This window comes from Mycobacterium sp. BMJ-28, from assembly GCF_054404835.1.
Genome location: NZ_CM136783.1, coordinates 1,009,209 through 1,033,838, shown reverse-complemented (window position 1 = coordinate 1,033,838; position 24,630 = coordinate 1,009,209). Strand labels below are relative to the sequence as shown.

At 58.9% G+C, this 24,630-nt stretch carries 26 protein-coding genes; 8 read left to right on the top strand and 18 right to left on the bottom strand.

The features are described from left to right. Window position 1: 1 nt before the first annotated feature. The 3 genes from ACXPWS_RS05165 to ACXPWS_RS05155 all read right to left on the bottom strand — a co-directional run bounded on the left by ACXPWS_RS05165 (window position 2) and on the right by ACXPWS_RS05155 (window position 2,743). Entirely contained in the window at window positions 2-838 is an 837-nt protein-coding gene (locus ACXPWS_RS05165) for an arginase family protein (protein WP_458711411.1), read from the bottom strand. Then, on the bottom strand, window positions 835-1,629 hold the full coding sequence (locus ACXPWS_RS05160) for a YqcI/YcgG family protein (RefSeq protein WP_458711410.1): 795 nt from the start codon (window positions 1,627-1,629) through the stop codon (window positions 835-837). The genes ACXPWS_RS05165 and ACXPWS_RS05160 overlap by 4 nt, the downstream gene beginning before the upstream one ends. A gap of 82 nt (window positions 1,630-1,711) precedes the next feature. Then, entirely contained in the window at window positions 1,712-2,743 is a 1,032-nt protein-coding gene (locus tag ACXPWS_RS05155; RefSeq protein ID WP_458711409.1) for a DMT family transporter, read from the bottom strand. Between ACXPWS_RS05155 and ACXPWS_RS05150 the strand changes: the two genes are divergently transcribed. Beyond that, on the top strand, window positions 2,718-4,154 hold the full coding sequence (locus tag ACXPWS_RS05150; RefSeq protein ID WP_458711408.1) for an aminotransferase-like domain-containing protein: 1,437 nt from the start codon (window positions 2,718-2,720) through the stop codon (window positions 4,152-4,154). The two genes, ACXPWS_RS05155 and ACXPWS_RS05150, sit on opposite strands and share 26 nt — an antisense overlap. A gap of 714 nt (window positions 4,155-4,868) precedes the next feature. Here the strand turns inward: ACXPWS_RS05150 and ACXPWS_RS05145 are convergent. After that, the gene (locus ACXPWS_RS05145) at window positions 4,869-5,216 is read right to left on the bottom strand and encodes a histone-like nucleoid-structuring protein Lsr2 (RefSeq protein WP_458711407.1); all 348 of its coding nucleotides are present in this window, start codon (window positions 5,214-5,216) and stop codon (window positions 4,869-4,871) included. A 257-nt stretch (window positions 5,217-5,473) separates the two neighbouring features. On the opposite strand from ACXPWS_RS05145, the gene ACXPWS_RS05140 reads away from it, so the two are divergent. Together ACXPWS_RS05140 and ACXPWS_RS05135 are read left to right on the top strand one after the other, a co-directional pair. Then, window positions 5,474-5,947 carry a GNAT family N-acetyltransferase gene (locus ACXPWS_RS05140; protein ID WP_458711406.1) on the top strand — a complete coding sequence of 158 codons (474 nt, stop codon included), beginning with the start codon at window positions 5,474-5,476 and terminating at the stop codon, window positions 5,945-5,947. A 542-nt stretch (window positions 5,948-6,489) separates the two neighbouring features. Continuing rightward, window positions 6,490-7,176, top strand: a complete 687-nt coding sequence (locus ACXPWS_RS05135; RefSeq protein ID WP_458711405.1) for a chymotrypsin family serine protease — start codon at window positions 6,490-6,492, stop codon at window positions 7,174-7,176. A 142-nt stretch (window positions 7,177-7,318) separates the two neighbouring features. Here the strand turns inward: ACXPWS_RS05135 and ACXPWS_RS05130 are convergent, their stop codons facing one another. From ACXPWS_RS05130 to ACXPWS_RS05105, 6 genes are all read right to left on the bottom strand, one after another. After that, window positions 7,319-7,693, bottom strand: coding sequence for an immunity protein Imm33 domain-containing protein (locus tag ACXPWS_RS05130; RefSeq protein WP_458711404.1), 375 nt, complete (start codon window positions 7,691-7,693; stop codon window positions 7,319-7,321). 5 nt (window positions 7,694-7,698) lie between these two features. After that, window positions 7,699-8,103 (bottom strand): hypothetical protein, encoded by a 405-nt coding sequence (locus tag ACXPWS_RS05125; RefSeq protein WP_458711403.1) that lies wholly within the window; start codon window positions 8,101-8,103, stop codon window positions 7,699-7,701. Between the two features lie 139 nt (window positions 8,104-8,242). Then, on the bottom strand, window positions 8,243-10,138 hold the full coding sequence (locus ACXPWS_RS05120) for an HNH/ENDO VII family nuclease (protein ID WP_458711402.1): 1,896 nt from the start codon (window positions 10,136-10,138) through the stop codon (window positions 8,243-8,245). Window positions 10,139-10,153: 15 nt separating this feature from the next. After that, a complete protein-coding gene (locus ACXPWS_RS05115) occupies window positions 10,154-10,477 on the bottom strand; it encodes a WXG100 family type VII secretion target (RefSeq protein WP_458711401.1) in 324 nt (107 codons plus the stop codon). 351 nt (window positions 10,478-10,828) lie between these two features. After that, on the bottom strand, window positions 10,829-11,791 hold the full coding sequence (locus ACXPWS_RS05110) for a pentapeptide repeat-containing protein (protein WP_458711400.1): 963 nt from the start codon (window positions 11,789-11,791) through the stop codon (window positions 10,829-10,831). After that, window positions 11,775-13,130, bottom strand: coding sequence for a WXG100-like domain-containing protein (locus ACXPWS_RS05105; RefSeq protein ID WP_458711399.1), 1,356 nt, complete (start codon window positions 13,128-13,130; stop codon window positions 11,775-11,777). The genes ACXPWS_RS05110 and ACXPWS_RS05105 overlap by 17 nt, the downstream gene beginning before the upstream one ends. Window positions 13,131-13,195: 65 nt before the next feature. Between ACXPWS_RS05105 and ACXPWS_RS05100 the strand changes: the two genes are divergently transcribed. Beyond that, the gene (locus ACXPWS_RS05100; protein WP_458711398.1) at window positions 13,196-13,525 is read left to right on the top strand and encodes a WXG100 family type VII secretion target; all 330 of its coding nucleotides are present in this window, start codon (window positions 13,196-13,198) and stop codon (window positions 13,523-13,525) included. Continuing rightward, complete coding sequence (locus ACXPWS_RS05095; RefSeq protein WP_458711397.1) at window positions 13,525-13,827, top strand: WXG100 family type VII secretion target; 303 nt, start codon at window positions 13,525-13,527, stop codon at window positions 13,825-13,827. The genes ACXPWS_RS05100 and ACXPWS_RS05095 overlap by 1 nt, the downstream gene beginning before the upstream one ends. 19 nt (window positions 13,828-13,846) lie before the next feature. On the opposite strand, the gene ACXPWS_RS05090 is transcribed toward ACXPWS_RS05095, so the two are convergent. Next, window positions 13,847-14,317, bottom strand: a complete 471-nt coding sequence (locus ACXPWS_RS05090) for a YbaB/EbfC family nucleoid-associated protein (RefSeq protein WP_458711396.1) — start codon at window positions 14,315-14,317, stop codon at window positions 13,847-13,849. Between the two features lie 510 nt (window positions 14,318-14,827). On the opposite strand from ACXPWS_RS05090, the gene ACXPWS_RS05085 reads away from it, so the two are divergent. After that, entirely contained in the window at window positions 14,828-17,221 is a 2,394-nt protein-coding gene (locus ACXPWS_RS05085; protein WP_458711395.1) for a hypothetical protein, read from the top strand. 23 nt (window positions 17,222-17,244) lie between these two features. After that, a complete protein-coding gene (locus ACXPWS_RS05080) occupies window positions 17,245-18,360 on the top strand; it encodes a hypothetical protein (RefSeq protein ID WP_458711394.1) in 1,116 nt (371 codons plus the stop codon). 64 nt (window positions 18,361-18,424) lie between these two features. On the opposite strand, the gene ACXPWS_RS05075 is transcribed toward ACXPWS_RS05080, so the two are convergent. The 4 genes from ACXPWS_RS05075 to ACXPWS_RS05060 all read right to left on the bottom strand — a co-directional run bounded on the left by ACXPWS_RS05075 (window position 18,425) and on the right by ACXPWS_RS05060 (window position 22,220). Then, complete coding sequence (locus tag ACXPWS_RS05075) at window positions 18,425-18,646, bottom strand: helix-turn-helix domain-containing protein (RefSeq protein ID WP_458711393.1); 222 nt, start codon at window positions 18,644-18,646, stop codon at window positions 18,425-18,427. 123 nt (window positions 18,647-18,769) lie between these two features. Further along, window positions 18,770-19,909, bottom strand: a complete 1,140-nt coding sequence (locus tag ACXPWS_RS05070; protein ID WP_458711392.1) for a hypothetical protein — start codon at window positions 19,907-19,909, stop codon at window positions 18,770-18,772. 61 nt (window positions 19,910-19,970) lie between these two features. Beyond that, on the bottom strand, window positions 19,971-20,534 hold the full coding sequence (locus ACXPWS_RS05065) for a GNAT family N-acetyltransferase (protein WP_458711391.1): 564 nt from the start codon (window positions 20,532-20,534) through the stop codon (window positions 19,971-19,973). Window positions 20,535-21,374: 840 nt separating this feature from the next. Continuing rightward, entirely contained in the window at window positions 21,375-22,220 is an 846-nt protein-coding gene (locus tag ACXPWS_RS05060) for a hypothetical protein (protein WP_458711390.1), read from the bottom strand. A gap of 406 nt (window positions 22,221-22,626) precedes the next feature. On the opposite strand from ACXPWS_RS05060, the gene ACXPWS_RS05055 reads away from it, so the two are divergent. Next, window positions 22,627-23,190: an NUDIX domain-containing protein gene (locus ACXPWS_RS05055; protein WP_458711389.1), complete on the top strand. Its 564-nt coding sequence runs from the start codon at window positions 22,627-22,629 to the stop codon at window positions 23,188-23,190. A 29-nt stretch (window positions 23,191-23,219) separates the two neighbouring features. On the opposite strand, the gene ACXPWS_RS05050 is transcribed toward ACXPWS_RS05055, so the two are convergent. Genes ACXPWS_RS05050 through ACXPWS_RS05040 form a run of 3 tightly spaced genes read right to left on the bottom strand, consistent with a single transcriptional unit; the run spans window position 23,220 to window position 24,474 of the window. Continuing rightward, entirely contained in the window at window positions 23,220-23,675 is a 456-nt protein-coding gene (locus tag ACXPWS_RS05050) for a cupin domain-containing protein (protein ID WP_458711388.1), read from the bottom strand. Beyond that, the gene (locus ACXPWS_RS05045; protein ID WP_458711387.1) at window positions 23,650-24,174 is read right to left on the bottom strand and encodes a dTDP-4-dehydrorhamnose 3,5-epimerase family protein; all 525 of its coding nucleotides are present in this window, start codon (window positions 24,172-24,174) and stop codon (window positions 23,650-23,652) included. Before ACXPWS_RS05045 ends, ACXPWS_RS05050 begins: the two co-directional genes overlap by 26 nt. Before the next feature lie 12 nt (window positions 24,175-24,186). Then, window positions 24,187-24,474, bottom strand: coding sequence for a hypothetical protein (locus tag ACXPWS_RS05040; protein WP_458711386.1), 288 nt, complete (start codon window positions 24,472-24,474; stop codon window positions 24,187-24,189). Window positions 24,475-24,630: the final 156 nt, after the last annotated feature.

Below are 24,630 nucleotides of genomic sequence, written 5' to 3'. Positions count from 1 at the left end.
GCTAACCTGCTTCGGCTGTCACCAGATTTGACCCCAGTGTGATGGGCTCTATAGTTCGCAGAATCGTCTCCAATGCATGCGTCCTGACCGTCTCGTTCGCCGGCGGTAGGAATTCGGCAAGTTCGAGCCCCCGGACTTGTTTCGGTGGTATGCACTCGAGGATCTCCCGCACCTGGACCGGAACTAAACCATTTGGTAGCGCGTACTCAGCCGGGATGTAGCCAGGTTCGAGGACATCCCAATCGATGTGAATCCAAACGTCAGACGAACCCGTCAACTCCCGTATTGCGTCCGGTGTCGCCTCAGCCGGGCCAAGTACCGAGACGCCGGCCGATGCGAGCAGTACTTTCTCAGCTGGGTCGATATCCCGCGCTCCCGCGACGATCACTCGTGACGGAGAGATTCCAGCTCCGTAACCGCTGTCCCAGAGACCACATGCAGCGGCCAACACCATGCCACCGAGGTAGCCCGACTCCGTCGTGTTGGGGGTGTTGAAATCTGCGTGTCCATCGATCCACAGCACCGTGACGTCGGGGATCTGCTGCGCGACAACTGGAAGCGAGGCCAAACTCGTCGGACACGTGCTGGCCACCATCAGTGTGGTTCTGTCAGGGACGCTCAACGATCGTTTGACCTCTTCCTGCACCGCGCTCAGAGTCGTTGCCGCCGCAGGAAGGCTCTTTTCCCAGTCATCCTGCTCAATCTGAGCGTTAACGCCAACGAACCGCGCTTCGACTCCGTATCGCCGCTCGAGCGCCTGCCCAGTCAGTAGCGCTCCCAACCCCAGACCGTCTACGCGGTCAGCAACTCGCCCAGTTGAGACGATTAGATCGATCATGATTTCCCGCCTGTGGAAAGTCGGTCTTTAATTTCGGTTTGCAGTTGCAATGCTGGTTCGAATGGGCACTTTTGACTGATGGAATTATTGTGCTCGTATAGGCCGTACTGTCGCCATTCCAGGCTGTTTGTACCGTATTCGGCTAGATACGGCGAATGCGCGAGATCGTCGTAGCTATGGATCCGCGTCCGGATTCGTCTGCGTGTATTTCGACCACTCGGGTTCTGGCCAGCGAACACGTCAAACCGGTCTCTTGGATTGATGACGAGAAACAGACTGGATCCGAGATTGCGGCTGCGCCGCGCTACGTGCTCGGGACAGCTCATGTTGACAAATAGCGCCATTCCAGAAAAGCACATCGACCACTCTGCGCTATTAGGGTCATGACTCACCTCAGATGGCCACGGGGCAGTGTCAATATCGTGGAGTGCTTGAAGAATCTTCCAGCCGTACCCGTGGTATCCCTCAATCGAAGAGGCCGGCGTGGCGGACGGTGCGACCGCAATTAAGAGGGGATACGCCGTGTCGAGATGCCCCGTCCATTCTTGCGATATCTTCACGTAGCGCTCGACTGCGCCGCCAAGTCTGCGCATATTTTCTGGCATGAGTCCCGATACAAAGATAAAGTATCCCAGTTGCTTCTTCATCGCATTCCTGGCAAAGATGCACGGGAACTCTGGGTTTAGGACTGTTTGCTCGGCGTCCTTCACCGCCCGACCGGGCCACCCCGACACATTTGTGCCAGCGATGTCCCTGTGATGGATTAACGTCTCGTACTCGACCTTGCTCACGAAAAGTGGCCCCCCACATTATCCCCTGTTTGATCGTTGAAGCACTCAGAATGAGTAGTTTCCGGTAGCAAAGACCGGTATTTTAGCCAATTTTTGTAACTTGATCGGTGCCGCTCCGCGCAGGTTGGTCTGGACCGATCAGCGATGCAGTACGTCGCCGCCGGAGAATACGCCGTCGATCGTTGGCCGGCTTTGCGGAGCGCATCCGTATCGCGCTTCCCGCGGACAAGATTACAAATAAACCGGCAGTTACGGTCTGCCAAGTTATCTTTTCGCCTAACAACAACATAGCCCAAGCGATGCTCATGACAGGTTGCAAGAGCTGAACCTGGCTAACGATAGTCATAGGACCAATCGCAAGCCCGCGAAACCACGCAAAGAAGCTAAGAAACATGCTCACTACTGCGAGATACGCAAAAGCCAACCACTGCAATCCTGACCCCTGTGGGACACCGTGACTCATCGATCCTGCCGTAAGCACACACATCAGTGGCGACGCCACAATCAGAGCCCAGGAGACCGTTTGCCAGGCGCCAAGTTCCCGCGCCAACATGCCGCCTTCGGCATAGCCAACTGCAGCGAAACCCACTGCCGCGAACAGCATTAGGTCGGCCTGCCCAAGTCCTGTCCACCCACCGCCTTGTGCGGCGGCGAAACCGATGGCGGCGGCGGTGCCTATACAGACCATCACCCAGAACGACAGAGATGGACGTTCCCTTGCGCGAACTGCCGACGCAACAGCCGTAGCGGCAGGAAGGATGGCAATCACCACCGCGCCGTGACTCGCTGGCGCGATTGTGAGCGCGTAGGAGGTTAGAAGCGGAAAGCCGACAACGACCCCTGCCGCAACGACTGCCAAACGTAGCCACTGACGTCCTGAGGGACGAGTCTGCCTGGTAATCATCAGTACCAGCGCGGCGAGAATTGCCGCCACGACCGCTCGTCCCGAACCGACGAAAAGGGCTGACAGGCCCGAGTTTTGGACTGACACGCGGGTCAAGGGAACTGTCAGGGAGAACGCGGCGACTCCGGTCAATCCCCATGAGAGTCCAGCCCGGTCATACTTGGGAAGCGGTTGACGCAGATTTATGGTAGCGCTACCCTTCGTCGTCATGGCTAACGATAGCAGGGCAACGCAACTTGCGGAATCCCTTCGCGGCTGGATCGCTACTGCACCGCCGGGCGCGAGGCTGCCAACCACGCGGCAGCTTGTATCGGAACATCACGTCAGCTTCGGTACGGTGCAGCAAGCCCTGAAGCAGTTGACACTTGCCGGGCTCATTGAGACACAGAACGGCGTCGGTGCATTCGTGCGCACTTTTCATGCGCCACAGCCAGCAGACTATTCGTGGCAGACTGCTGCGCTAGGCTCTCTTGCTCATCAACTGCCGGTGCTGCCCGCCGCACTCGAATCGGCGACGGGCGACGAAAGTTCGTTCCACAACGGATATCCCAATACTTCACTATTTCCCCACCATCTCTTGCGGTCTGCGTTTGTGCGTGCGGCTCGCACCGATGCGCTCGTAGCACGCCCTCCGACCAGGGGGGTAGCGGAGCTTCGGCAGTGGTTCGCGCAGGAAGCGGCTGCTTCGACCCTCGCCGGATTCTCGCCCCCATCGGCAGCGGACGTAATCATTGTCCCAGGAAGTCAGGGGGCCCTATGCACAGCTTTTCGCGCACTCGTCGGTCCCGACCAGCCGGTGATCGTAGAGTCGCCCACCTACTGGGGTGCAATACTTGCGGTGGCGCAAACTGGTGCTCGTGCAATACCAATACCTACTGGTATTGGGGGCCCGGACCCAGAAGTCCTCGCACGGGCGTTCAAGCAGACTGGCGCGCGAGCTTTCTACGCTCAGCCAAGTTTCGGAAGTCCCACAGGAGCGTTATGGGACACGCAGACCATCGACGCCGTTCTAGAGGTAGTCCGCGCAAATCAAGCGTTCATCGTTGAAGACGACTCGGCCCACGACTTCGGGATCGACGCCGCTCCTCGGTCAGCGCTCTCACGAGATACGAACGGCCACGTAGTGTACGTCCGGTCATTGACGAAGAGTGTGTCGCCGGCAGTCCGTGTTGCGGGTCTGATTGCGCGCGGTCCGGCACGCAAGCGAATCTTGTCAGATCTTCAAGTGGAGTCCATATACGTAAGTAAGGTTCTTCAGCAGGTGGCGATCGATGTTGTGACACAGCCTGGTTGGCAGACGCATATTCGACACCTTCACCGCAATCTGCGCGTTCGCCGAGACCTACTCGTTGATAGCCTCCGTGAGCACGCAGAGAATGTCACGGTGTCCGCAGTACCAAAAGGGGGCCTGAACCTTTGGGCGCAACTTCCCGATGCCGTTAATCTCCGCTCAGTCATTGACGACTGCAAAGCAAACGGAGTGCTCGTGGGACCGGGCACCGAGTACTTTCCAGCTGAGCCCACCGGTCAGTTCATTCGTATGAACTACGCGGGCCCTGATCCAGAGTCCTTTCCTCACGCTGCGAAAGTCATCTCGGAGGCGATAGACCTTTCACTTTGAAGGAACCTTTAGCGGAACACCGAGGAACAACGACGCTATCGTGGGCGCCCGAACTGTTTGAACGGCATGGCATCTCGCCGCGCCAGGTACCCTCCTCAGGCTCGTGTCCCTGGACAGCACCCGCGCTCCGAACGCGAGCGAACTCAAATCCGGAGCCGAGGTGATCCGTAGGCTACTGGATCCCACGCCACACTGCCGAATGCTGCTGCTCGAAGGCACTCACGCAATTGATGTATCGCCTGGCATACTGAAGCAGTCGCCGACGCTTGCGCAGGACCGAGGACCTGAAGCAGGCGAGTGCATTCACCCTGGAAGCCAGACACTTTGGACACCGGATCCGGCGGAACGGCAAGCCCGTGCAGACAGTGCCGTCACGAGTCGAACGACCGACTCCTACCGCCAGGCGTGCCCAGCCGCGCCGAAGTTACGCCCAGGGTACGCTGCCCGCGGGTTCAATCCTTAGATTTGGCGAACCATTTCTAATCCTGCGAAATGGCGATCCATTTCACCGCTTCAGCCGGTAGATAGACCTCGCCGTCTCGATCCCAATAGTCAGCAGACTTCGGCGACCTACCGAGCCCCTCGATCTCCTCTAGGGAATAGTCAGCGACCGGCGATCAGATGTTATTCACCCATCCACCGAAGAATCTGCTCATCAAGATCCGACCACCACTCTTCGATTCGCCGCACCTCTCGCATCGTGCCGGAAAAGTCCTAGTGAGCGGCCTCGAATGCTTCCACGATCTCGGCCTTAATCCGTCCCCGGTCAGACACCTCGTAACCATTGCTACGTGCCCATTCCCTGATCGCAGCGAGCTGCTCCCGGCCGGACGGACCAGTCGCACGAACCGATTTGGCGCGACGGACACCGCGCCCTCGAAGCTTCGAACCAGCCTCAATATAGGGTTTCAGCGCCTTCTCCAACTTGGCGACATTCGCCTTGGAAAGGTCGATTTGATACTCGGTGCCGCGCAGGGAAAACACCACACGCTCACCCGCACCATCTGGAATTTCGGAACCATCGATATCGTCAATTAGTTGACGCACAACTCGCTCAGCCATGACATACTCCTTCGTCCATCATTTGCCGATCGGTAACTGTACCAGCTGGCAGAACTGGCAAACTAAAGGTGACACCGCAGCGTCCCAAGAGACCATACGCTCGTTGTAATATCCTTTGATATCGCGGCGCCTATACCCCGAGGACTCGGTGGACATCGCGCGGATACTCAAAGGTCGTGACTATTTCTGCGGTATCCCAGGGGGTTGAGGATCATTCGCCTGGATGCGCGGTGCGTTTTTCCACATAGGGTCGGTATGTGATCGAATTGAGCTATCGGACGTCAACCGAGCGGGACTATCCCGATGTCGTTGCCGCGCTTGACCGCTGGTGGGACTATCCCGGAGCGAAGGCTCGAAGCTCACAACGGGCAGCGCTTGTGCCCAGATTCTTCTTCCAGCACTTCACTGATACAAGCCTGATCGTACGTGACGAGGACCGATTGGTAGCGTTTCTGATCGGCTTCCTGTCCCAGTCCCGACCCGATGAGGCCTACATCCACTTCATCGGTGTCGACCCTCATCATCGGGGTCGCGGACTCGGCACGGACCTGTACGAGCGGTTCTTCGCCGTCATCCGTGAGCACCGCCGCCGGACGGTTCAGGCGATCACATCCGTGTCGAACACCGGCTCACAGGCGTACCATCGCCGCATGGGATTCACTGTCAGCGACCCGATCACAAACTACGACGGCCGAGGCAGCGTCCACGTGGCGTTCTCGCGGAAAATCTGACAAACGACAGATCCCCGGTCGTGCAGGGAATCTGCCCTCGGAAGGGCATGCCCTTCCCCAGCAACGACGGTAGCTCCGCCACCGGTTAAGGAGATTCAACGGTCATTTCATGAGGTCACATGACTTAGACACGCCGTGCACGGGCGGCCGGCTCACACCAGGCGTGGGTTCGAAATGGCCTTAATTGCCGTGAAGCCGGTGGGCTCGCCGCAGGGCCGGACATACCGGGCGACATCAATGTCCGAGGGCCCGCGAGGTGGGACGGGGTTCGAGTAGACGCACGATCAAGAACCCGCATCATTGGGGGTCGTCCCTCAGGGGTCTGCTCCAACGGTGACAGCCAGTAGCGGACGCGCCAACCGCAGCTCCAGGTTTCTCGATAACCCGCCCGCCTGGAACTAGTTCCCGCCGTGGCGATGCCAGACAACAGGTTCACCTTTCGATTCACTGCAGACCCGCGAGCAACGAGTCACAGCGAGAGTGTCGGCGCTCAGTGTTAGGTTTCACCCAGCACCGATATCTGGAGGGGAAGGCCGGGAATCGTGGGGGTTCTACTGCTGCGCGCGCTTATTGCATTAGGCGTCACGACAGTCATCGCAGTCCTGGCGCCACCAGTCGTGCAGGCGCAGGTGGGGCTCGTACCCGGTACTGAACTCAACATCGGCGCCCACGGCTGCAGTCTCGGCTTCATCGCCACCAACGACAATGGTGACCGGTTAGCCGTCACGGCTGGGCACTGTGCCGACGAGCCAGACCAACGGGTGTACAGCCACGATGGCACCCTCATTGGCACCGTTGCCCATCTCACCCCTGATGATTTCGACAACCGCTCCTACGGAGTCACGCTTATCCTGTTGTCCCGCAACACCTACACACAGGACGCGTATTTCACGAAGTTTGGCAATCCAGAGGTCGGGGACTACGTCAAGAAGTACGGCATCCGAACGAACAAAACCGAAGGCACCATCACCAGCATTGCAACCAATCCTGATTATCCCTGGCGGTCGCGGATGGAGTCGACGCTGGTGGGGCTGCCAGGGGACAGCGGCGCAGCGTGGGTTGGAAACAGCGATGCTGGCCCAAAGCTCTTGGGGCTCAACCTCGGGTTCACAACACGGCCAGACGGCGGTTACGGATTCGCACTGGCATTGCCGATTCGAAGCCTCATCGCCTTAGTCAAGCGAAACTCCCCCAAGTTCGGTCAAGGCTTCATCCCGGTGGGCCCGTAGCCATGGCGGGACGACGTCTTTCCAGCACCGAGGTCCTCGACGCCGGCGCGTATGCGGCCCGTCCGAAGTGTCACAACGACTCTCGGCAGTTTTCGCGCCGTGGTGTGTGACCGCCGGCTGGGCCCTGGACCAGGCGGTCAGGTCATTGTGGATCTGCCCGGAACCGCGGTGGTACGTAGAAGTTCTCGACCGGAATCTGGCGACCCGTCGGCGTGTCGTAGATGGTGATACCGCGTTCATCTCGAACGATCTCAAGATCGGACCCTACCTCGAAATCCCAGATACCGACGAGTGCAGGCTCGATGTAGCAGACGTCGTTGTAATCCACGATCTGCCAGTTAGTGCGCTCGTTCAAATACTCAGAGGTGTCGATCTCGCTCATGATCCGCCAGCCATTGTCGACGCCAGTCTGCGACGGTCGCCTCCACATCCAACGCACCTTGCCCCGGCGCTCCATCACGTTCGTCGTAGCAAGGCATGCACCGGCTTTGGGGATGAACTCGATGTATTCGCGCACTGGGGCTACGCCTGGTCTCGCGAAGCCTCGTACGCCAACACGCGTTCACGCAGAAGCGGCAAGTTCCACGCCGAGTTGAAAATCAAGTCGCGCAAGTAGCGGCTCGTCAGGTCAAGATTCGGTTGCTCAAAGAGAACATCGTAGAAAGGGACACGCTCGCTCTCAGGTGACGGCCCATGCTGGATGAGGACAGCCAACGGTGGGCCGGATCGCTTCGAGAAGAGGTTGATATCCGCTTCCCCTTCAATCAGGCGACGCAGCATCGGCGCCTCGTAAGCGGTGTCATGTGTGCGCTGATCGAACAACACGTGCAGGACGTTAATGCCCTCCGAATTCACTGACGGATCGGCACCGTCGTCGAGAAGCCGCATCGTGATCGCGACACGTGCCTCGACGTCGCGGTTGGACACCGATTTGAAAAGCAGAGGCCGGCCGCCCGACCATAGCCGCGTGGCATCCTCAGGTGTGTATTCCTTGAGGAACTCGTCGTAGGACGCCCTCTGAGCAGCGTATAGGAGACTCAATGTGCACTCCGTCCCATCTTTTTGCTCATGGTCCCTCATCAATATGGGATCGGTTCCTATAAGGGTCCTGCACCCGATAATTGTTCGGATCTCGGTAGATATCTAGGAACTCCTTGTAGGTCAGATCGCCCCTCAGGTAGTCGTCTTTGCTGATACGGTACTCCTCGCCTGGGACGTGACCCATGTCCCACAACCCTTTTCGAGGGTCACCGGGTTGCCACTCGATGAGGCGATGTCCATTCTCAACCGTCCAATCCGCCCCTGTGGGGCCATCTGGATGCAGGAGAACCCACTGCTGATCGGACGCAGGCGTCGGCAGATCGAGCAGACCATCGCCAATTTGCCCCAACTGCTCATTGCGTGAGATATGCCAGGTGTCTTCAACTTGGTTGGGCGCGAAGTCGGGCCTGCCGCCGTTGGCGTACGGTAGGCGGTTTCCGTCGGCGTCATAGCCAAACGATCCAGGGTCACCGTGCGGCGGTAGGTGCCCCGCGGGCGGCGAGTGATCCCCCACGCTCGGCAGGTCATGGCTACCGCCGAGCGGGCTGCCTAGTGGGTGCTCGACTGCAGGCGGCAGGTCAACCACATTTTGCGGAATACCTGGTGTGGCGCCGTGGGTCACTTCCGGGAGCACCCCGTGTTCGGCAGCGCGCAGCTCAGGGAACAGCGCCCGCCCCAGAGCACCTTCACCGCCAAACGGCGCCGTGGCGGCCATCGCCGTCCCGTCGAAAAGCTTCTCTCCGACGTAGTGGCCTGGATTATCGATCGCCTGCGAGAGCTCGCCGGGAACCGCGCCGAACTCTGCAAGCGAGTTCCCCGGGCCGGCCATCGCACGCAACGGATCAGACAACACGCTCTTGGCGTTGTCCTCGAAGACCTGTTTCCACGAGTCCATGACGCCGGGGCGTCCATCTCCCCCGGTCCCGGTCAGATTCTGGGCTGTATGCAGCGTCTGCTCAGCTGAACCGACAGTTTGGTCGAGCCGATCGTAGAAGCCCTCGTGAACCTCATTGGTGAAGTCGTTGAAGGCATCGCCAAGCTGCTCACCAAGCCCGGGTGCCGGTTGTTTGGTAGGCGACCCCGGTTTCGGCGGGGCAGGCAGCGGCTGCTGTGCTCGGGCGAAGACATCGGCGATCCTGGCGTCGATCTGATCTGGCGGCACGCCTTGCTCCTGGAGGAGCTTGCGCATCTGATCGGCAGCAGCCTTGCCTTGCGGGCTAGCAGGATCGAGCGCCGGAGCCGCCACGCCCGCCGGCGGCACACCCCCAGGCCCGGGCTGACTCATCTCATTGCGCAACTGATTCAGGAAGTCAGTGCTTGAGCCAGGTGCGCCTGCGGTCCCAGACTGTTGGTTGACCGGTTGCCCTTGCTGCCCATTGCCGCTTCCCGGCAATCCGTTACCGGCAGTACCCGTTTGCGCTGGGATTGGGTCCTTGCCAATCGCCATGTTGATCGCGTGGGTCAGTTCGGTATCGGCCTTCGCCGCTTCTGCCAAGATGGCGTCCAGCCGTGGCTGGAGCTGTTCGCGTTTGAGCTCGATCTCCATCGGGGGCGCGCCCGCGGCGCCGGGCCCTGCTACGACCGAACTGGTCGCGGAATCGATTGCCATGCCGAGCTTCTCAGCGTCCGCACGGAATGCAGCAAGGTCGTTCTTGACCTGCTCGATGTCCTCGGCAGCTCGCGATGCGGCCTGAGACACTGCTAATGCCTCGTTACCGTGAGCGTCCAGGTCCTTGCGTGTTGCCTCGATCGCGCTCTTGGCGGCATCCGATGCCGTCCCGCCCCATGTCCCAAACGCCGGCAAGGTCGCAATACCGTTGGCCGCTTCGAACGCCGCCTCAGCGCGACTCCGGGTGGCGTGGAACACCTCCCGGACATCACCAGCATCCCACCGATCGATATCGGCAATCGAAACCGTCACAACGATGCCAGGTGGCTAAAGACCTGATTCGGGAATCTGTCTGCCGGCGTTCGTGATGTTGTCGGCGCCAGTCTCGTCGTTCTGGGAGTAGTTCATCGCCCCCATGCGGAGTCCATCGCTGTGGCCCGCCATGTTGCCGTAGAGAACGCCAGTAGCCGCCTGCCACTCGGTTAGCTTCGCACCCAACGCGGCGGCGGCACCTGCAGGGAGGCCGGCCATCGACTCCTCAACACGGCTATCAGCAGTGCCATGCTTAGTCCGCATGTCGTCGGCGTGCATATCCACCGTTGACGCAGACAAATGCAGATCCTCGGGCACTACCCGCAGCGACTCCGACATGAGACCCCCATCCCCCGAGCAAATGACGCTGGAGTGAGCATACTGCGCACTTCACACCCTCCTGCGCAGAAAGTTCCCTCCGCCGAGGTCCGCCTCACTAAATGCGGTGTCGGGATCGTGCATGTAGCCAGACCAGGTTGGCGCCCCGGCAAGACGTCTCGGGTTCACTATGGCCTTCGGTTCACAAGTCTCGGCCTCGGACCGCGGCACAAGTGGCTGGATCAGCGGCATTCATTCGTGAACGCAGTTTCGCGCTCAGCGCCGGTTGGGGGGCACACGGGACACCCGTCGCCGTACTGCGCCAATGGGCAAGACCTGATGTCTCGCCGTCCGCCACTCGCATCAGCATCGTCAGGCGAGCGGTGGCGCCTCTACCTCGAAAACAGCAGCTAGCAACCTCGCTTCGGATTCCGACAACCCTCCGAAGTCGAGCATCCCGGTGGCGTCGCTAGGCAAGAACGTCGACGCCTTGAATTCCATGTCGTAGCGCATCGCGAGCCACGATGCGTCCTTGCTCCCGTTAGCTTTCAGCCGGTCCATTGCAACCTTGACCCGAGCTGGATAGTCCTGTACCAACACATATTGACTGCCGCGGGGCGGGATCAGATTCCTAAAATCAATCGCGAGGAAACTCGTTCCATCAAGCCGGCTAGTCGAGAAATCACAGCCCTTCAGCTTGTTCTCACCCAGACCGGCAGGGCCCTTGTCCGTGATTTTCCGGCCGTCGAAGAAGACTTCGCTGATCACTGCCTCACGGAAGTCGCAGTTCTCGAAGACCGCGGTGAGCATCCGCGTATTTCGCCATTGAGTTCCAACAAATACGCAACCCGTAAATCGGCCGTGATCGGTATTGATATCTCGGAGGTCAGCGCCTGTAAAGTCGCAGTCCTCGTAGACGCCTCCGGAATTCTTCGCACCTTCGGGAGCACCCAACGAGGCTTCTCGCATCAGCGAATCCCGGAATGAGCAACGGGTGAACTTAGCCGAATAGGTCCGCAGGGAGGGTAAGTTCGAGCTTTCGAACAGGCAATCGGTGAAGGAGGACGTCAGCACTCGCCACTCTGGAAGCTGAGAGTGACTGAAATCAACATTTTTGATGGCCGCCTTGTTGAACTCGTAAATCTTCGAGACGCGTTCAAGGTTGTCGTTCACCTTGGATCGCTTCGGGACCTCGATCGTCAGGCCTCGGAGATCAACGCGATTGTCGTAGGTTCCATGCGGCGATGTCGGCCGCCCGCGCATCAACGAGTCTAGGACGAACGTTGTCGTCGCCTCATCCCAACGGCTGCGCAATTCACTACTTTGGCGGGACATACGTCACTCCTCCAGGCGAATTCCAGATAATTCCGCCTCCAGGTCCGCCGTGCGTCGCTTCATATTTAGCGTGCCCGGCCCATTGCTTCATTGTTGTTAAATCGTACCAAGGTGCCTGTCCCGCTTTGGGTGCAGCGTTGACGAAGTCGGGGCCATATTTGAAAAGGCCCGTCGTTGTTAGGTCTCTCAGCGATGCATCCTCGTTCACCAGCTTCTTCACCTGCGCATCGAGAACACTCCCTTTGAACGCATCGTAAAGATTGGGATTGTCCCTCAGCGCTTTCAGCTGCTTTTGGCTAAGGCCGATCGTGCCATTGTCGAAATCATCAAGTGCCTGTTTGGTGTATTTCACCAACGCATCGATGTTTCTGTCGGTGTTCGACCGCGTCACGATGGCGGCCACGGCACTCTTGACCTTCTCGGCGACCTTGGCCACGGCTTCGGCGGCCGCCTTGGCGATGCGGGCCGCGCCGCGGGCGAGTTCAATGAGTTTTTCGATGATGCGAGCGCAGCGCTGAGCGATGACGGCAGCCCGCGCGGCCATCGCGGCGTTGCCCCATATCTCGCCACCGACTTCGAACAGGACCCCGAAGATGACCTCGCCGACCACGAACTCGGCGGCGAACTGTGCGAGTTCATCGATGAGTTGTTGGTGGGCGTCCCTGATGGCTTGGGCGAGGTTGTTGCAGCTGGTTGCCGTGTTGAAGCAGGCGCCCGACAGATCGTCGACCTTGCCTCTGAGGTCTGCCAAATGCTCGGTCGCGGCCGGGATCTCCGGTGACACCTGGCTGCTGAGACCGTTTTTGGCTTGGTCGAGGGGGTCGGCACCGGTCTTGATCGCGTTGCCGGCGGTCGTCCACGCCTGGGCCGCTGCCTCGAGCTTTTCCGGGCTGCCGTTGGGCCAGACGTAGCCCACCATGTCCTGGATGAAGTTCCAGGCCGTGGCGATCGCGCCGGTCGGCTCACTGCCGCCACCACCGTAGGCCGAGGGGATGTTCGGCACCGCGGTAGTGGTCGCGGCAGGTATGGGCACCGATGGAGGCGGTGCGGATCCATCTGCAGACGCCCGGTTGGCCGCCGCGTGGTTGTCGCCGCTGACTTTGATGAGGTCGGCGGCGTTGCCGGTCATATCGCCGAGGCCGGCCAGGACGGTGGCGAGGTCTCTTGCGGCTTGGTCGTATCCGCCGGCAAACTCCTGGCCGGTGTTGTCTGAGCCGGCCATACCTGCCGATCCCGACAGTCCGCTGCTCAAGGTGCTGAGGGCCCCGGCCAGCTGCAGGGCACCAAAGCGTGTCGAGGCGGACGCGGTGAAGTACACCTGCGGGTCCACATCAACCATCGCTGGCCCTCCCCCGAAGCCCCCTACACTGCTGCTAGCAGCCTAAACCACGCTCAATACCATCCGTGCGTGATGTTTGGAGGGGGAATTCGCAAGTGGGGACAAACGGCGGTTCAGATGGTGTGCTCGATGTCCACGTGCCGGGGGTGATCACCTCAGCTCAGGGCATCGATGACGTCAATACCGAGATCAAAGCGGCGTTCGAGCAGCTCAAGGGCGAAGGTGACGAGGTCATCGAAGGGTCATGGACCGGCACCGCGGCGACCAAGCTCGACGAGGGCTGGCAACAGTGGCAGCAAGGCATCCACAAAATCGTCGTCGCACTAGAGCAAGCAACCGGTCTGGTGATGGAATCCGCCAACCGGTTTCAGCGCCAAGACGAAGGCGGACGGTAGTGGTGGCCGGCGGCAGCGACGACGCCTACACCGTCGACCTCGATGCCCTCGACTCACTGATCGACCACATGGCCAGGTTCACCAAAGCCACCGACACCAACGTCGACACCATCGAAGCGTTCGTATCCAACATGCCGTGGCAAGGCCAGACAGAAGAGGCGCACAAGCACTGGCAGGCGCAGTGGCGCTCAGGGGTCGAAGATCTCCAAGAGGGGTTGCGCAAGATCCGTGAAGGCGCCAAGACCGCGCACGAAAACTACAGCAGCGCCATCAAAGCCAACGTGGAAATGTGGAACCGATAGCCGCGGTCTCGTATACGAGTCATCGGTTGCGGCCGAACGGGTCAGCGCTGGGATCCCACTCAGGCTCTTCCCAATCAGGTCCGAGGTTCCGCTCCTTCAGTTCACGTTGAGCAGGCGTCACCGGAGCCCGCAACGTCGCACTCAAGCGCCCGAAATCCCGGTCCACCACGTCAAACAACTCGGCTAGTCCAGGATTCGCCGCAGTGACCTCCTTGATGCGCTCGCGAACCTGCGCCACCGCAGACTCACACGCCTGCACATAGGCCTGCTCGATCCAGACCGCCAACCGATCCGAGCGCAACTCAGATGCCTTCGGTTCCAACTCCAGTCGCACCAGACGCCCCTGGGCCGACACCAACACGCGGCCCACCCCACCCGACACGGCCTGCTCGCCCACCCGAGCCGTCCCCGAAATCTGCTCCAGTGCCTCCGCAAGCCAGCGCCCCACACGCCGCGCACCATCCACGTCTACCGACGAATCAAACTCCACCCCACACCCCCCGAGCTATTCACTTCCCTCACAACGCTATCGCTTTTCGCGAGCCGGACTGCACAGCAGACCCGGGGCCGTCTCAACTGGATGCTGTGGCTACGGCGGCGGATGCGGCGACGCGGAGCGGGGCGTCCACAAGGCTTCAGGTCAGTGCGCGGAATTCGAACCCGTCTTGACCCGGTTGGCTCCCACACTAAGTCGACGGTCTCGCCGTCGAAAAGCTCACAGAAGCCACTGCCGGCCTCTACGAACTCCCCCGGTCCGGCCACAGGCGCCGCCTGGCGCCGAACAGGCGGTAGGGCAGGGCATCATTATCCACCTCGAGCATGGAATTGAATATCGAATCAACCGTTTATGGTGATTGGACCTTGATACTCCCCACCTGGTGTTACCTTTTCGGCGAGCGGCCCGTGCGCATTGAGTTGATACAAAACGTGATCGTCGTGCACTCACGACCGGCGGCCTTTTCGCGGTGGCAACCGCCGCGACGATTTTCGGGGAAATGTGATGGCATCGAAGGACGCAGCGGCCGATCCGCTCGATCTGCATTACGAATTCAATCAGCTCAGCCTCGGGGACCTCCTTCACGCCCGAGACACCTACCACTTCCACTTGATGAACAAGCGAAACGTGGTGGGCACGGCGGTGGGCTACTACTTGATCCGCAAGAGCGATCCCCCACCGGACAGTCACGGCAAGGTGGCCCGCGCCGCAGGGCCCCATGAGCCGCGGACCTTCGGCAATTCCGAGGTGCGGGATTACTCCTGGCCTTGTGTGCTGGTTCTCGTATCGAAGTGGGAAGACGAAGACCAGTTCGGTGGCGGCCGACCCTACGACCCCACCCAGATGGTGCCCAAGACCCTGTTCCTTGCCGACGGGCAGGCGGTCCCCGTATGCGTCGTACTTGCCAGCGACGCCGACCGCCCAGGTGTACATGCGCCTGCCGGAGTGCCTATGCCTCCGGCGTGGAAGCTCGGCGGCGGTGCCCCGATCACTGTCCTCTCACAAGGGATTCAGCGCACGGCGACGGCTGGTTGCTTGGTCAGCGACGGCCACTACACCTACGTCTTGACCGCCGCCCACGTCTGCGGCAAGGCTGGTACTCCGATCTCAAGTCATCTGCGCGGCCGAAGCGTCGAGATCGGGCTCAGCAGCGACAAGACGCTTACCAACCTGCCGTTCTCGGACGCCTACCCCGAATTCCCCAGCCGCCGTTCGTACTCCACCGTTGATGTCGGGCTAATCACCCTTAGCGATATCAATGACTGGACCAGCAACGTCTACGGGCTACCAGCGCTCGGCCCGCTGGAGGATGCCCACGAACGCAACCTGTCGCTGCGGCTCATCGATCGACAGGTCATCGGATTCGGTGCCGCCTCAGGTCTGCTGCGCGGGACCATCAAAGCTCTGTTCTACCGTTACCGTTCCGTTGGCGGATTCGACTACATCGGGGACTATCTCATTGCCCCCGTCGACGGTCCCGCCACTCGGCACGGCGACTCTGGGATGATCTGGAACCTGGACCTCACACCGGACAGTCGCGGTGATCCCGTGCCGCTGGCGCAACGGCAGCTGCGCCCGCTGGCGGTGGAATGGGGCGGGCAGTCCTTCGCCGATGGCGACGCCACACACACCTTCGCGGTCGCGAGCAACTTGAGCACGGTGTGCCGGCTGCTCGATGTGCAACTAGTCAACGATGTCTCCCGCGGTGTATCCGGCTTCTGGGGGCGTGTCGGCCACTACAGCATCGCCGCCTTCGCTGCGGGCCTCGTCGAGAACGCAACGCTGCGCGAATTCCTCACCGACGAGGCAGTATTGAACTTGCTTAGCTTCGATCTCGATGTGATCAAGGGCGGCAAGACGCTCGAAGACACCCTCAGACAGATCGGGCAGGCTGACGGATTCACCCCGCTGGCCGACGTGCCCGACGAGGTGTGGAAAAAGCTGCCGCCCCCGCTGCACCCGACTGATCCTCCGCCGAAAAATCGGCGTCAAGGTGGTCGCGACAAGTGGCTAGGGGGAACCCTCGGGATGAACGGGCCCGAGCATCCCAACCACTACGCAGACATCGACGCACCGTTCTCCGCGGACGGGAAGAGTTGGCGTGATCTGTGTTTGGGTGACTCCAAAAACATCACCGTCAAGGCGTGGCACGACTTCTACGCCACGATGGCGGCCAACGCCGCCGACCCCGACGTCGCCAAACAGTATGCGCAGCCCCTCAAACAAGGTCTTCTGCCCCTTCGGGTGTGGCAGATCTTCTCAGCCATGGTCGAATTCGTCAAAGCTAAGGATGTGACCGGATTCGTTGCCGCCGCAGGCATCCTGGCCCACTATGTCGGCGACGCCTCCCAACCTCTTCACGGCTCCGTGCTCGCGGATGGTGATCCCGCCAACCTCACGGACCGCCTCGATAAGGAGGGTAAGCCAATGAAGTACGGGGAGGGCGTGCATTCCCTTTACGAAAGCGACATGGTCTCGCGCTACGCGGAACCGCTAATTACCGCGATCACCAGCAAGCTTCCCAACGGTCACGGACTCCCGTTGTGTAGCAACGGCAAAGCTGCAGCTAAAGCGACTTTGCAACTCATGGCGGACGCTGCCGGCGTGCTTCCACCCCAACGGATCCTCGACAGCTTCGAAAACCATCTCGTGGACGGACGGCCCCTGGTGGTCACCCAGCAGGGTATGTGGGAGGACCTGCACGACGAAACCGCCGATGTCATGCTGCTCGGCGCCCGCACCCTCGCAATGATGTGGGACGCCGCATGGAAGAAAGGCGCGGGAAAACCAGCCTTGCTCAAACGGCCGCCTGCCCGCGCCGACATCCAGGCGCGCTATCTCGACGCCGACTTTCTCCCCTCATGCGTACTCGATGACGTCGCCGAGTTTCTCGCATGACCCAGTAGAGCGAAGGAGCCGAGATGACGAACGCGTCGAACGCGCCAACTGACGCCGCAGCAGGTGGCGCGGCAGCGCCAGAGATCGCGGCCGGCGTCCGCGACGAACAGAGCAGCGATGAGCAATCCTCCACCGACGGCGCCGAACTAGGTGTACCGAACGCCGCAGTGCTTGCGTTCTTCGAAACTGAACGCCACATCGCTGAAGAGGCTGTGAAGCAGAACCTTGACGGAGTCGCGCGCAGCCGCAAACGCGCTGATTCCTGGGGCAAGGGAGTCCTCGGGGTGGCCACCACGCTGCTGACGGTCCTGGGCATCGGCAAGCTCACTGATTTTCTGCCACAGAGCGGGGCATTCCATCAAATCGCGGCCACCGTAGGGCTGGTCGTCGCGCTAGGTGCAGTCATGTTCGTCGGGTTGCGCCTGTCGCGGGTCAGCCTGCCCATCGTCATGCGCGCCGACATCGAGGACATGAAGAAAAACCGTCAGACCAACCCTGACGGACTTGGACGAAAAGAAGCCGCGCTCGTCGACCAGGTCTACAAACGGTTCGCCGTGCTCAATGGAGTCCAGAGTGTTGCCGACTACGCCACCGTTGCCACCGTCATCGAACGCACGTTTACCATCCTCGCCGACCGGGGGCAGAACCCCGCTGACATCACACCGAACGCACGAGCCGAGGCAGCCGAAACGATAACTGAGGTGCTCTTACGGCCTCCCATTGACGGTGCGACACCCGCGATCACCGATAAGCAGGTTGCCACAACGTACGTCAAGTACACCCTCGAACATCCCGACCTTGCCCGCTCCAAAGCCGCGCTGGTCGCCACCGAACTGAGGTACGTGATGACCAACGCGTTGGCCGACCTCACCAACCGGCGTGCGGTCAACGCAACGACAGACAAGGTGTCGCTGGCGGTCCTCGCGTTAGTACCGATCGGAGTGCTTGCCGCCGTTGCGTTCACGTACTTCGGCAACGCTAGTGACCTCCGCAGAAATCAGCAGTGGCAGGATGCCAAGACGTGCGTTGAGGTCGCGAACACAATCAGGCAAAGCGGCCTGGATATCGGTCTCCCACACTGCGTATTCCCAGCACCTTTCACCACCGAGTCCGCCGCTCCGAAGTCTCCCGAGTCGTAGGCTGTCTCCGACCACCACTGTTCGGACCAGTCGATCGCCGCAGGCGACACCCTCGGCGGTGCAGTCAGGGAGTTGGCTCGTCGAGCAACGACCGTGGGTCGACCTCAAGAAAGTCGGCGATCTTCTCCAACGTGCGCAAGGTGAGATTCCGCTCGCCTCGCTCGACTCCGCCCATGTAGGTGCGGTGCACACCCATAAAGTCAGCGAAAGCCTCTTGGCTGTAGCCGCGCTCCAGACGGTACCGGCGCAAGTTCCGCCCCACGATCCGCTGCAGCTCGCCCTCCATAACGCGCAGTTACGTTTCCGCGTCGCTACTTGAAGGTCTACATACTTATAAGTAGCGTCTTGTCCTGACCTTGTAGGGAAGGAGACACGCATGAGCGGCGGCGAATAGATCCAGCGGAATCAGTCAGGCTGCCTCGCGACGCTCGTCGCGAGGCAGTTCTGAGTTCAGCGTCCACGTGAAAGCAAACCCGGATTTCGACATCAGCCAGCCCGGAGCTTCGACGGAGATCACCTTGCCGGGAACGGAGCTCGGCATTTGAGATATGCGAGGCGGCGCAAGCGCTCCAACGGTGTCGCTGACACGCATGTGCGCAATATCGGTGTTCGTATAGTCGAGCGTAAGCGACGTGTCGCGACCTGGCTGCGGCAATTCGAAAAACAGGCGGTGACCCCACGTCGGCGTCACGGTACGGAACACCTGGCGAATCCGAACGGGCCTACCGGACAGGGCATCTGGGCCGAGGTGAACGGAGTAGGTCTGACCGGTCTTTCGAGCAGTCCGCCGAATCGTCTGCCGCTCACCATCGACGGTGACTTCCAGAAGTTCATAGCAATTCCGGCTGCTCGCATCCATGCCTGGGCGCGGCATCATCAGCCACGTCGAAGTCGCTGGCACGTCCTGCCGTAGGTCGTTGTACTCATCACGATCGGAAACGCACGCGAAACGGCGCACCGGCGCGGAGGGAACGGTCGTGTACTCCCATTCCGCGACAACGTCGAACAGCGGAGTATCCGCGGCGGACTTCTGCGGTGCGGTAGAGAGACGCACTCGAACCTCGACGTCAGACCACCGCTCGACAGCATGAATTACTTGGTCACGGATGTCCCGGTAGATCTCACGGGCGAACTGCTCGTCGCCGAGGCGAAGACTCATGGCGTTAGAGGCGATGTCATCTAAGAGCCCAGGATTCGCGACACGCTTCAGGTCGTCTGGGTGAATCGCAAAGCCTTCGATGACGGCATCTCGCATCGCCGGCGCCTGCTCCTTAATGATGTCCCGGAACTGCTCGACAGTGGCTTCGTCTTGATCCTTACGGAAGCTGTACTCGAACAAGGTTCCAAGTAGCCCGGCCCCTAAAAGAACCCCGCCAAGCTCGCCGAACGGAAATGCCCGCACCCAGCCCCAGTCGCCAAGATCGAGTCCAGCAACCCAGCCATTGACCATAATGAGCAGAAGCCCCAGAAGCGTGAGGGCCGCAGCTAAGAACGCCGCTTTGGTCTTGCGGAGGCGAGAAGCCAGGGATGGTTGTCGCTTTGCTGACATTGTTTGTAGCTATTGTAGCAAAACTGCAGCTCAGCGCCTATACGCAAGCGGTGTGGACTACTCATGCAGCCGACAACAGAGCCCAAACCTGCATATTTTGTCTCGTCCCAGCGTGCAAATAGCGGCCACGCAGAGTTCCCTCGTACTCGAAGCCTAGGCTGCGGAACAGATTAATCGAGGACTCGTTGCCCTCCACGATCCACGCCTCGAGACGCGCTAGGCCCAGGTAGCTGATCGCCCACTCAACCAATTGATCCACCGCAGCATGGCCAATGCCTTGCCGCCGGTCGGTCGGTGACCAGATACACACTCCGACCTGGGCGCAACGGCTACGCCAATCGATTGCGTGAACCGAGCACTCCCCCAACAATTTTCCTGCACCCCTAGCGAGAACGAAGGTGTATTCGGCACCCGGCTGTGGACCTGATGTTGACGCGATCTTGCGGCGTAGTTCAGCAGGGCTGCGTGGCCGCCAGTAGGGCGGACCGTATTGAGACAACTGTTGCCAATCTTCACACGCCGCAAGCACCAAGGGAATATGTTCATCGCTCAGCGCACGAATGACGACTGGTGAGGGCAAGTCCGCCGCCTTGCGCTGCCACGGGATAGCCTGCACCCAACTCATAGGTCATCCATGCTACTCATAAGTATGCACGCCTTCAAGGGCAACGTTGGCACCAGGACAGGATGCGCCTAATTCCCCATCTGCTTTTGGTAGACGCTGGGTGTACTTGCGCGGCGTGTGCTATTAGCAGTCTCTGAAACGATATGGGGGTTGCGTCTTCGGTCCAAGCCAATTCTCTGCTGGTTGGTCGTGAGTAGTTTGCACGTTCAAACACTCATTAACCTGGAAACGATTCTAAAACACTACCCGAACCCTTAAGAGCCCAACGAAACTGATTACCTTAGTTGACAGACTCGTGTAAATTTCTTATTCTTCAATAAGATATATGTCGAGAGAACCAAATACGTCCGAAATTTGCGATTATCTGAACGCGCTTGAACCTGGGAAATTACCGTTGGATGTATTCGTCGCGATTGCACGGCTGTCCGTTACCTCGGTAATCGAAGTAGTGCCAGTGCAGCTTCGTGAGGGCGATGTCCATATACTCCTTACCCAACGCGATCAAAACGATCCGATATGGCCGTCAGCTTGGCATACACCCGGATCCGTTATCCGGCCTTACGATGTCAGCATTAGCGCGGGCGTTGATAGACTGCTAGCGTCTGAATTACCTGGCCAGAAAGTGGTCGGCAGGCCAACCCACGTTGAAAGCCGACTTCACAAAGTACTCCGAGGAACAGAACTGGCGATTGTTCATTGGGTAGAGATTGTGGGAACGCCCACAGTCGGCGAGCTATTTCCAGTAGATAAGATGCCGAAGAACACCGTCGACTCGCAGCGAGAGTTTATTAGGGCTGCGGTCGACCACTACACCAGTGAACGTGAACGAAGGTAGGATCATCACCATATCCTTCTAATCTGGCCGGGCCCCGCGTTGGCCAATACCTTGAGCTTTCTTTTACGTCGGGCTAATTGGTTCGTCGGGGCCAGCTGGGTGAGTTCCGGGCGTCTATCTGTGGCGATCTTTAGACCGGCGGTCCCAAGTATGGTGGCGGCTGAGATGCCGAAGCCCACCCAAGGGGCAAGCATCGTCGTATATCCGCTTAGCCCAAGTGAAGCACTCGCACCAAGGCATACATCTAGGTACTTACTACGAAAATCGATCGACAGCTCTCTAACATCTCTGATCGCGACATCCAAAGCGACGCTATCAGAGTCTTTTGATCGGGTATCAATTGCGCCCGCAGTCACCGCCCTTCGGACGCGGATCACATTTTCTACCCAGGCACTAACCCGGAATTTGGAGCGTTGCTTGTAAGCACTTGCGAGCAATATATTCGCAATATACTTTTCCGTATTCGATACCTCAATCTCTTCTGCTTTCACCATCGACGTTGCTCCAGAAAGAACTGACTCGCGGAACGGGTGATGCATAATTTGCCAGCCCGACCGACGCGCAACGTCGTCGTGAAAGCGACCTCTAATCAACGCCGAGGTAATGTAAGCTCGACGCATTAATAAGAATTCAGGATCCGAGTCCCCAATCTTTCGTCGGCGTATAAGCTCGGCAGGATCGCAACTCAACTTCCAGACTCGATGTAGTTCTTCGACTGAAACATCTAGAACGGACGACAATTGTTTGACGTAGCCAGGGTCAAACAGGCCATTGAGTCGGTTACTATGCTCAAGCCAAACGCGCTCCGTAGACCATTCCAACCACGGAATGAAATTTGCGGTATCTGCCATTAGCGCAGATTCGGCTAGCCGCAGTTCATCGACATGCTTTGCTGCCCACACTTTCGATGTTGTCAAGCCAGTCTTGACCACTTCTCGCTCTGGCTCCGCAATTCCGACGAAGTCACTTAACGGACCTAGAAGCGATCCAAGCGCACCTGACGGCGCACCGTCCCGGGTTGGACTGGGTGGGAACCGGACGTTCTGTGCACCTACTAAGGCACAAGATGCCTCCAGGGCTGTTTGCCAAGCCCAGGGTTGGGTTGATTCTGGGTTGGATTGATCCAATGTTCTCACTATGTCGTGGAGGCACGTGGTGTCGATATAAGCAATCCTCACCCTAGAACTCCCTCGTACGTCTGGAGCTCTACGCTCCAACTTCGATGCGGCCGGTACCGCCACAGAGTACAGTTCATCGATGGATCCGCGCAGCGCGAAATCACACCCTTGGCGATCCGAATCCTCACGCATCGCGTATAGCAATGCGTGGATCTCTGTTATTGAACACAGAGTACATAGGCCGGATGGGACGCATGGTATTTACGGAGTCGTCGCAACGGAATCACGTGCGATCACCATAATCGCCATTCATCGCTTGCGCGCTTGCCTGATTAGAGAATTTAGGTTTCCGATCAATGAATACGTGTGGAGATTTCCGACAGGTGCAATGACTCTCTCCGAGAGTAGTTTACCAGCAGCTGCGAGCCGGGAGCTACTTGAAGAGACTGGATATACTGCCCAAACATGGGAGGTTCTGGGCAGGATCGCTCCGATGAGCGGATTGAGCAATGAGATTGCTAGCGTTTTTCTCGCCAAAGACCTCAATCGCGTAAGCGTACAAGGTGAACGCGATATCTCCGAGGTAACTTTCGCGACACAACGAGAGATAAATCAGATGATCCGCGCTGGAGAAGTCATCGACGGGCAGACGCTTGCCGCGCTGGCGCTGCTATACAGCCAAGGCTCGTGGTGCTTTGAATAGGTGACATCAATTGCAATTGAAGACCTACGTCACAAGATAAGGTACCGATCAACATCGGTGGGATCAAAGACGGTGGAAGTGAACTCGAGCGCGTGTGAAGTTTCAATCGCCTGATAAACGTGTGCACATTCAGGCTGTACCGTAACCAAATCCCCAGCACGAAGTGTATGTGCCTGCTCTACGCCAAGAACGGTATTAACAAAGACCGCCCGCAAAACACCCGAAATGATGTATAGGTGCTCGGTCTTACGGTGGTGGACGTGATTCCCTCTAGGGCGGCCACCGATCACAAACTCTATATATGCCAGAAAACGCATGGCAGGACCATCCAGAATTCGAGCCATTTCGCCGGCGGTATCGCCGAGGATTCGGCCACCGCCATCTGGTATCGGAGGCGCGACAACTGGCAGCGACCGTATTACGAATGTCCCCGGTTCTCCATTTTCAAGCATCTCACGCCTATCCATTTTTTGGCTGCCAAACATCTTTCAACACGCAATCCCAGGGAAACTTGTACTCGTCGCTCGGATCGTATATGTGCGATTGCAAGTTGGTGACAATTACCTCAGGAATCGACAAGCATTTCCATCCATGCAACAGACCGGGCGGAATTCGTAGTAAACCCGGATATGCCTCACCCATAATGAATAAATTTACCTGACCGAAGGAGCCACTTGACTTCCTAACATCCACCAGCGTGACCTGTATTTTGCCGCGCGTCACCGTGAACTGGTCGGTATGGACCTCATGTAGATGCCAGCATTTAACAACACCGTAGTCGGTAGCGCTCTGATAAACGTGAGTGGGAGAAGTAAATCCCTCCCACGGCTCGCTCCACAGCTCAATAACGTCTCCTCTACCGTCTAAGATGGTCTTAAGCGGACGAAATGCAACACCCTCAATAGTGGGACTGTTCAACGGCTGAACTTCATAATTTTGCTTTGAAAGCCATTCAACTGTTACGTGTTGCATTTTTTCGGTCACGGGAATACCTTATCAAATCTGGCTGAGCTGATGAATCTGGGCTACCAATTTTCCGTCAACACCGGCAATAATCGTATATTTGTTGCCCTTCGGTATCTTAATCTCAGCACCCTCCGAAAGTGCGATTCTACGATCCCCCAGCTCCAGAGTTCCGTCTCCGAGGATAATATTTACATAGTCGATATCGTACTGCACAAGAATTCCCGAGTGATCTGCACCAGGCTCTAGACTGATAACCCAAGATCCCTCAAGGCGCTGGTCGGCATCGAACCGTATAACACGGTCATAGGACGGAGACATACCATATTCCCTTCATGGTCTCATGCTGTGACGGATCCGGGTGCGGACGAGATCCTGCGACCGTCAGCGGCGTTCAGTTTTAGGATCAGCTTACGTCGGTCCATCTGACTCGTCGTGTTTAACAGTACTTTGGCTCCACTCGAACCGCAGAGAGCC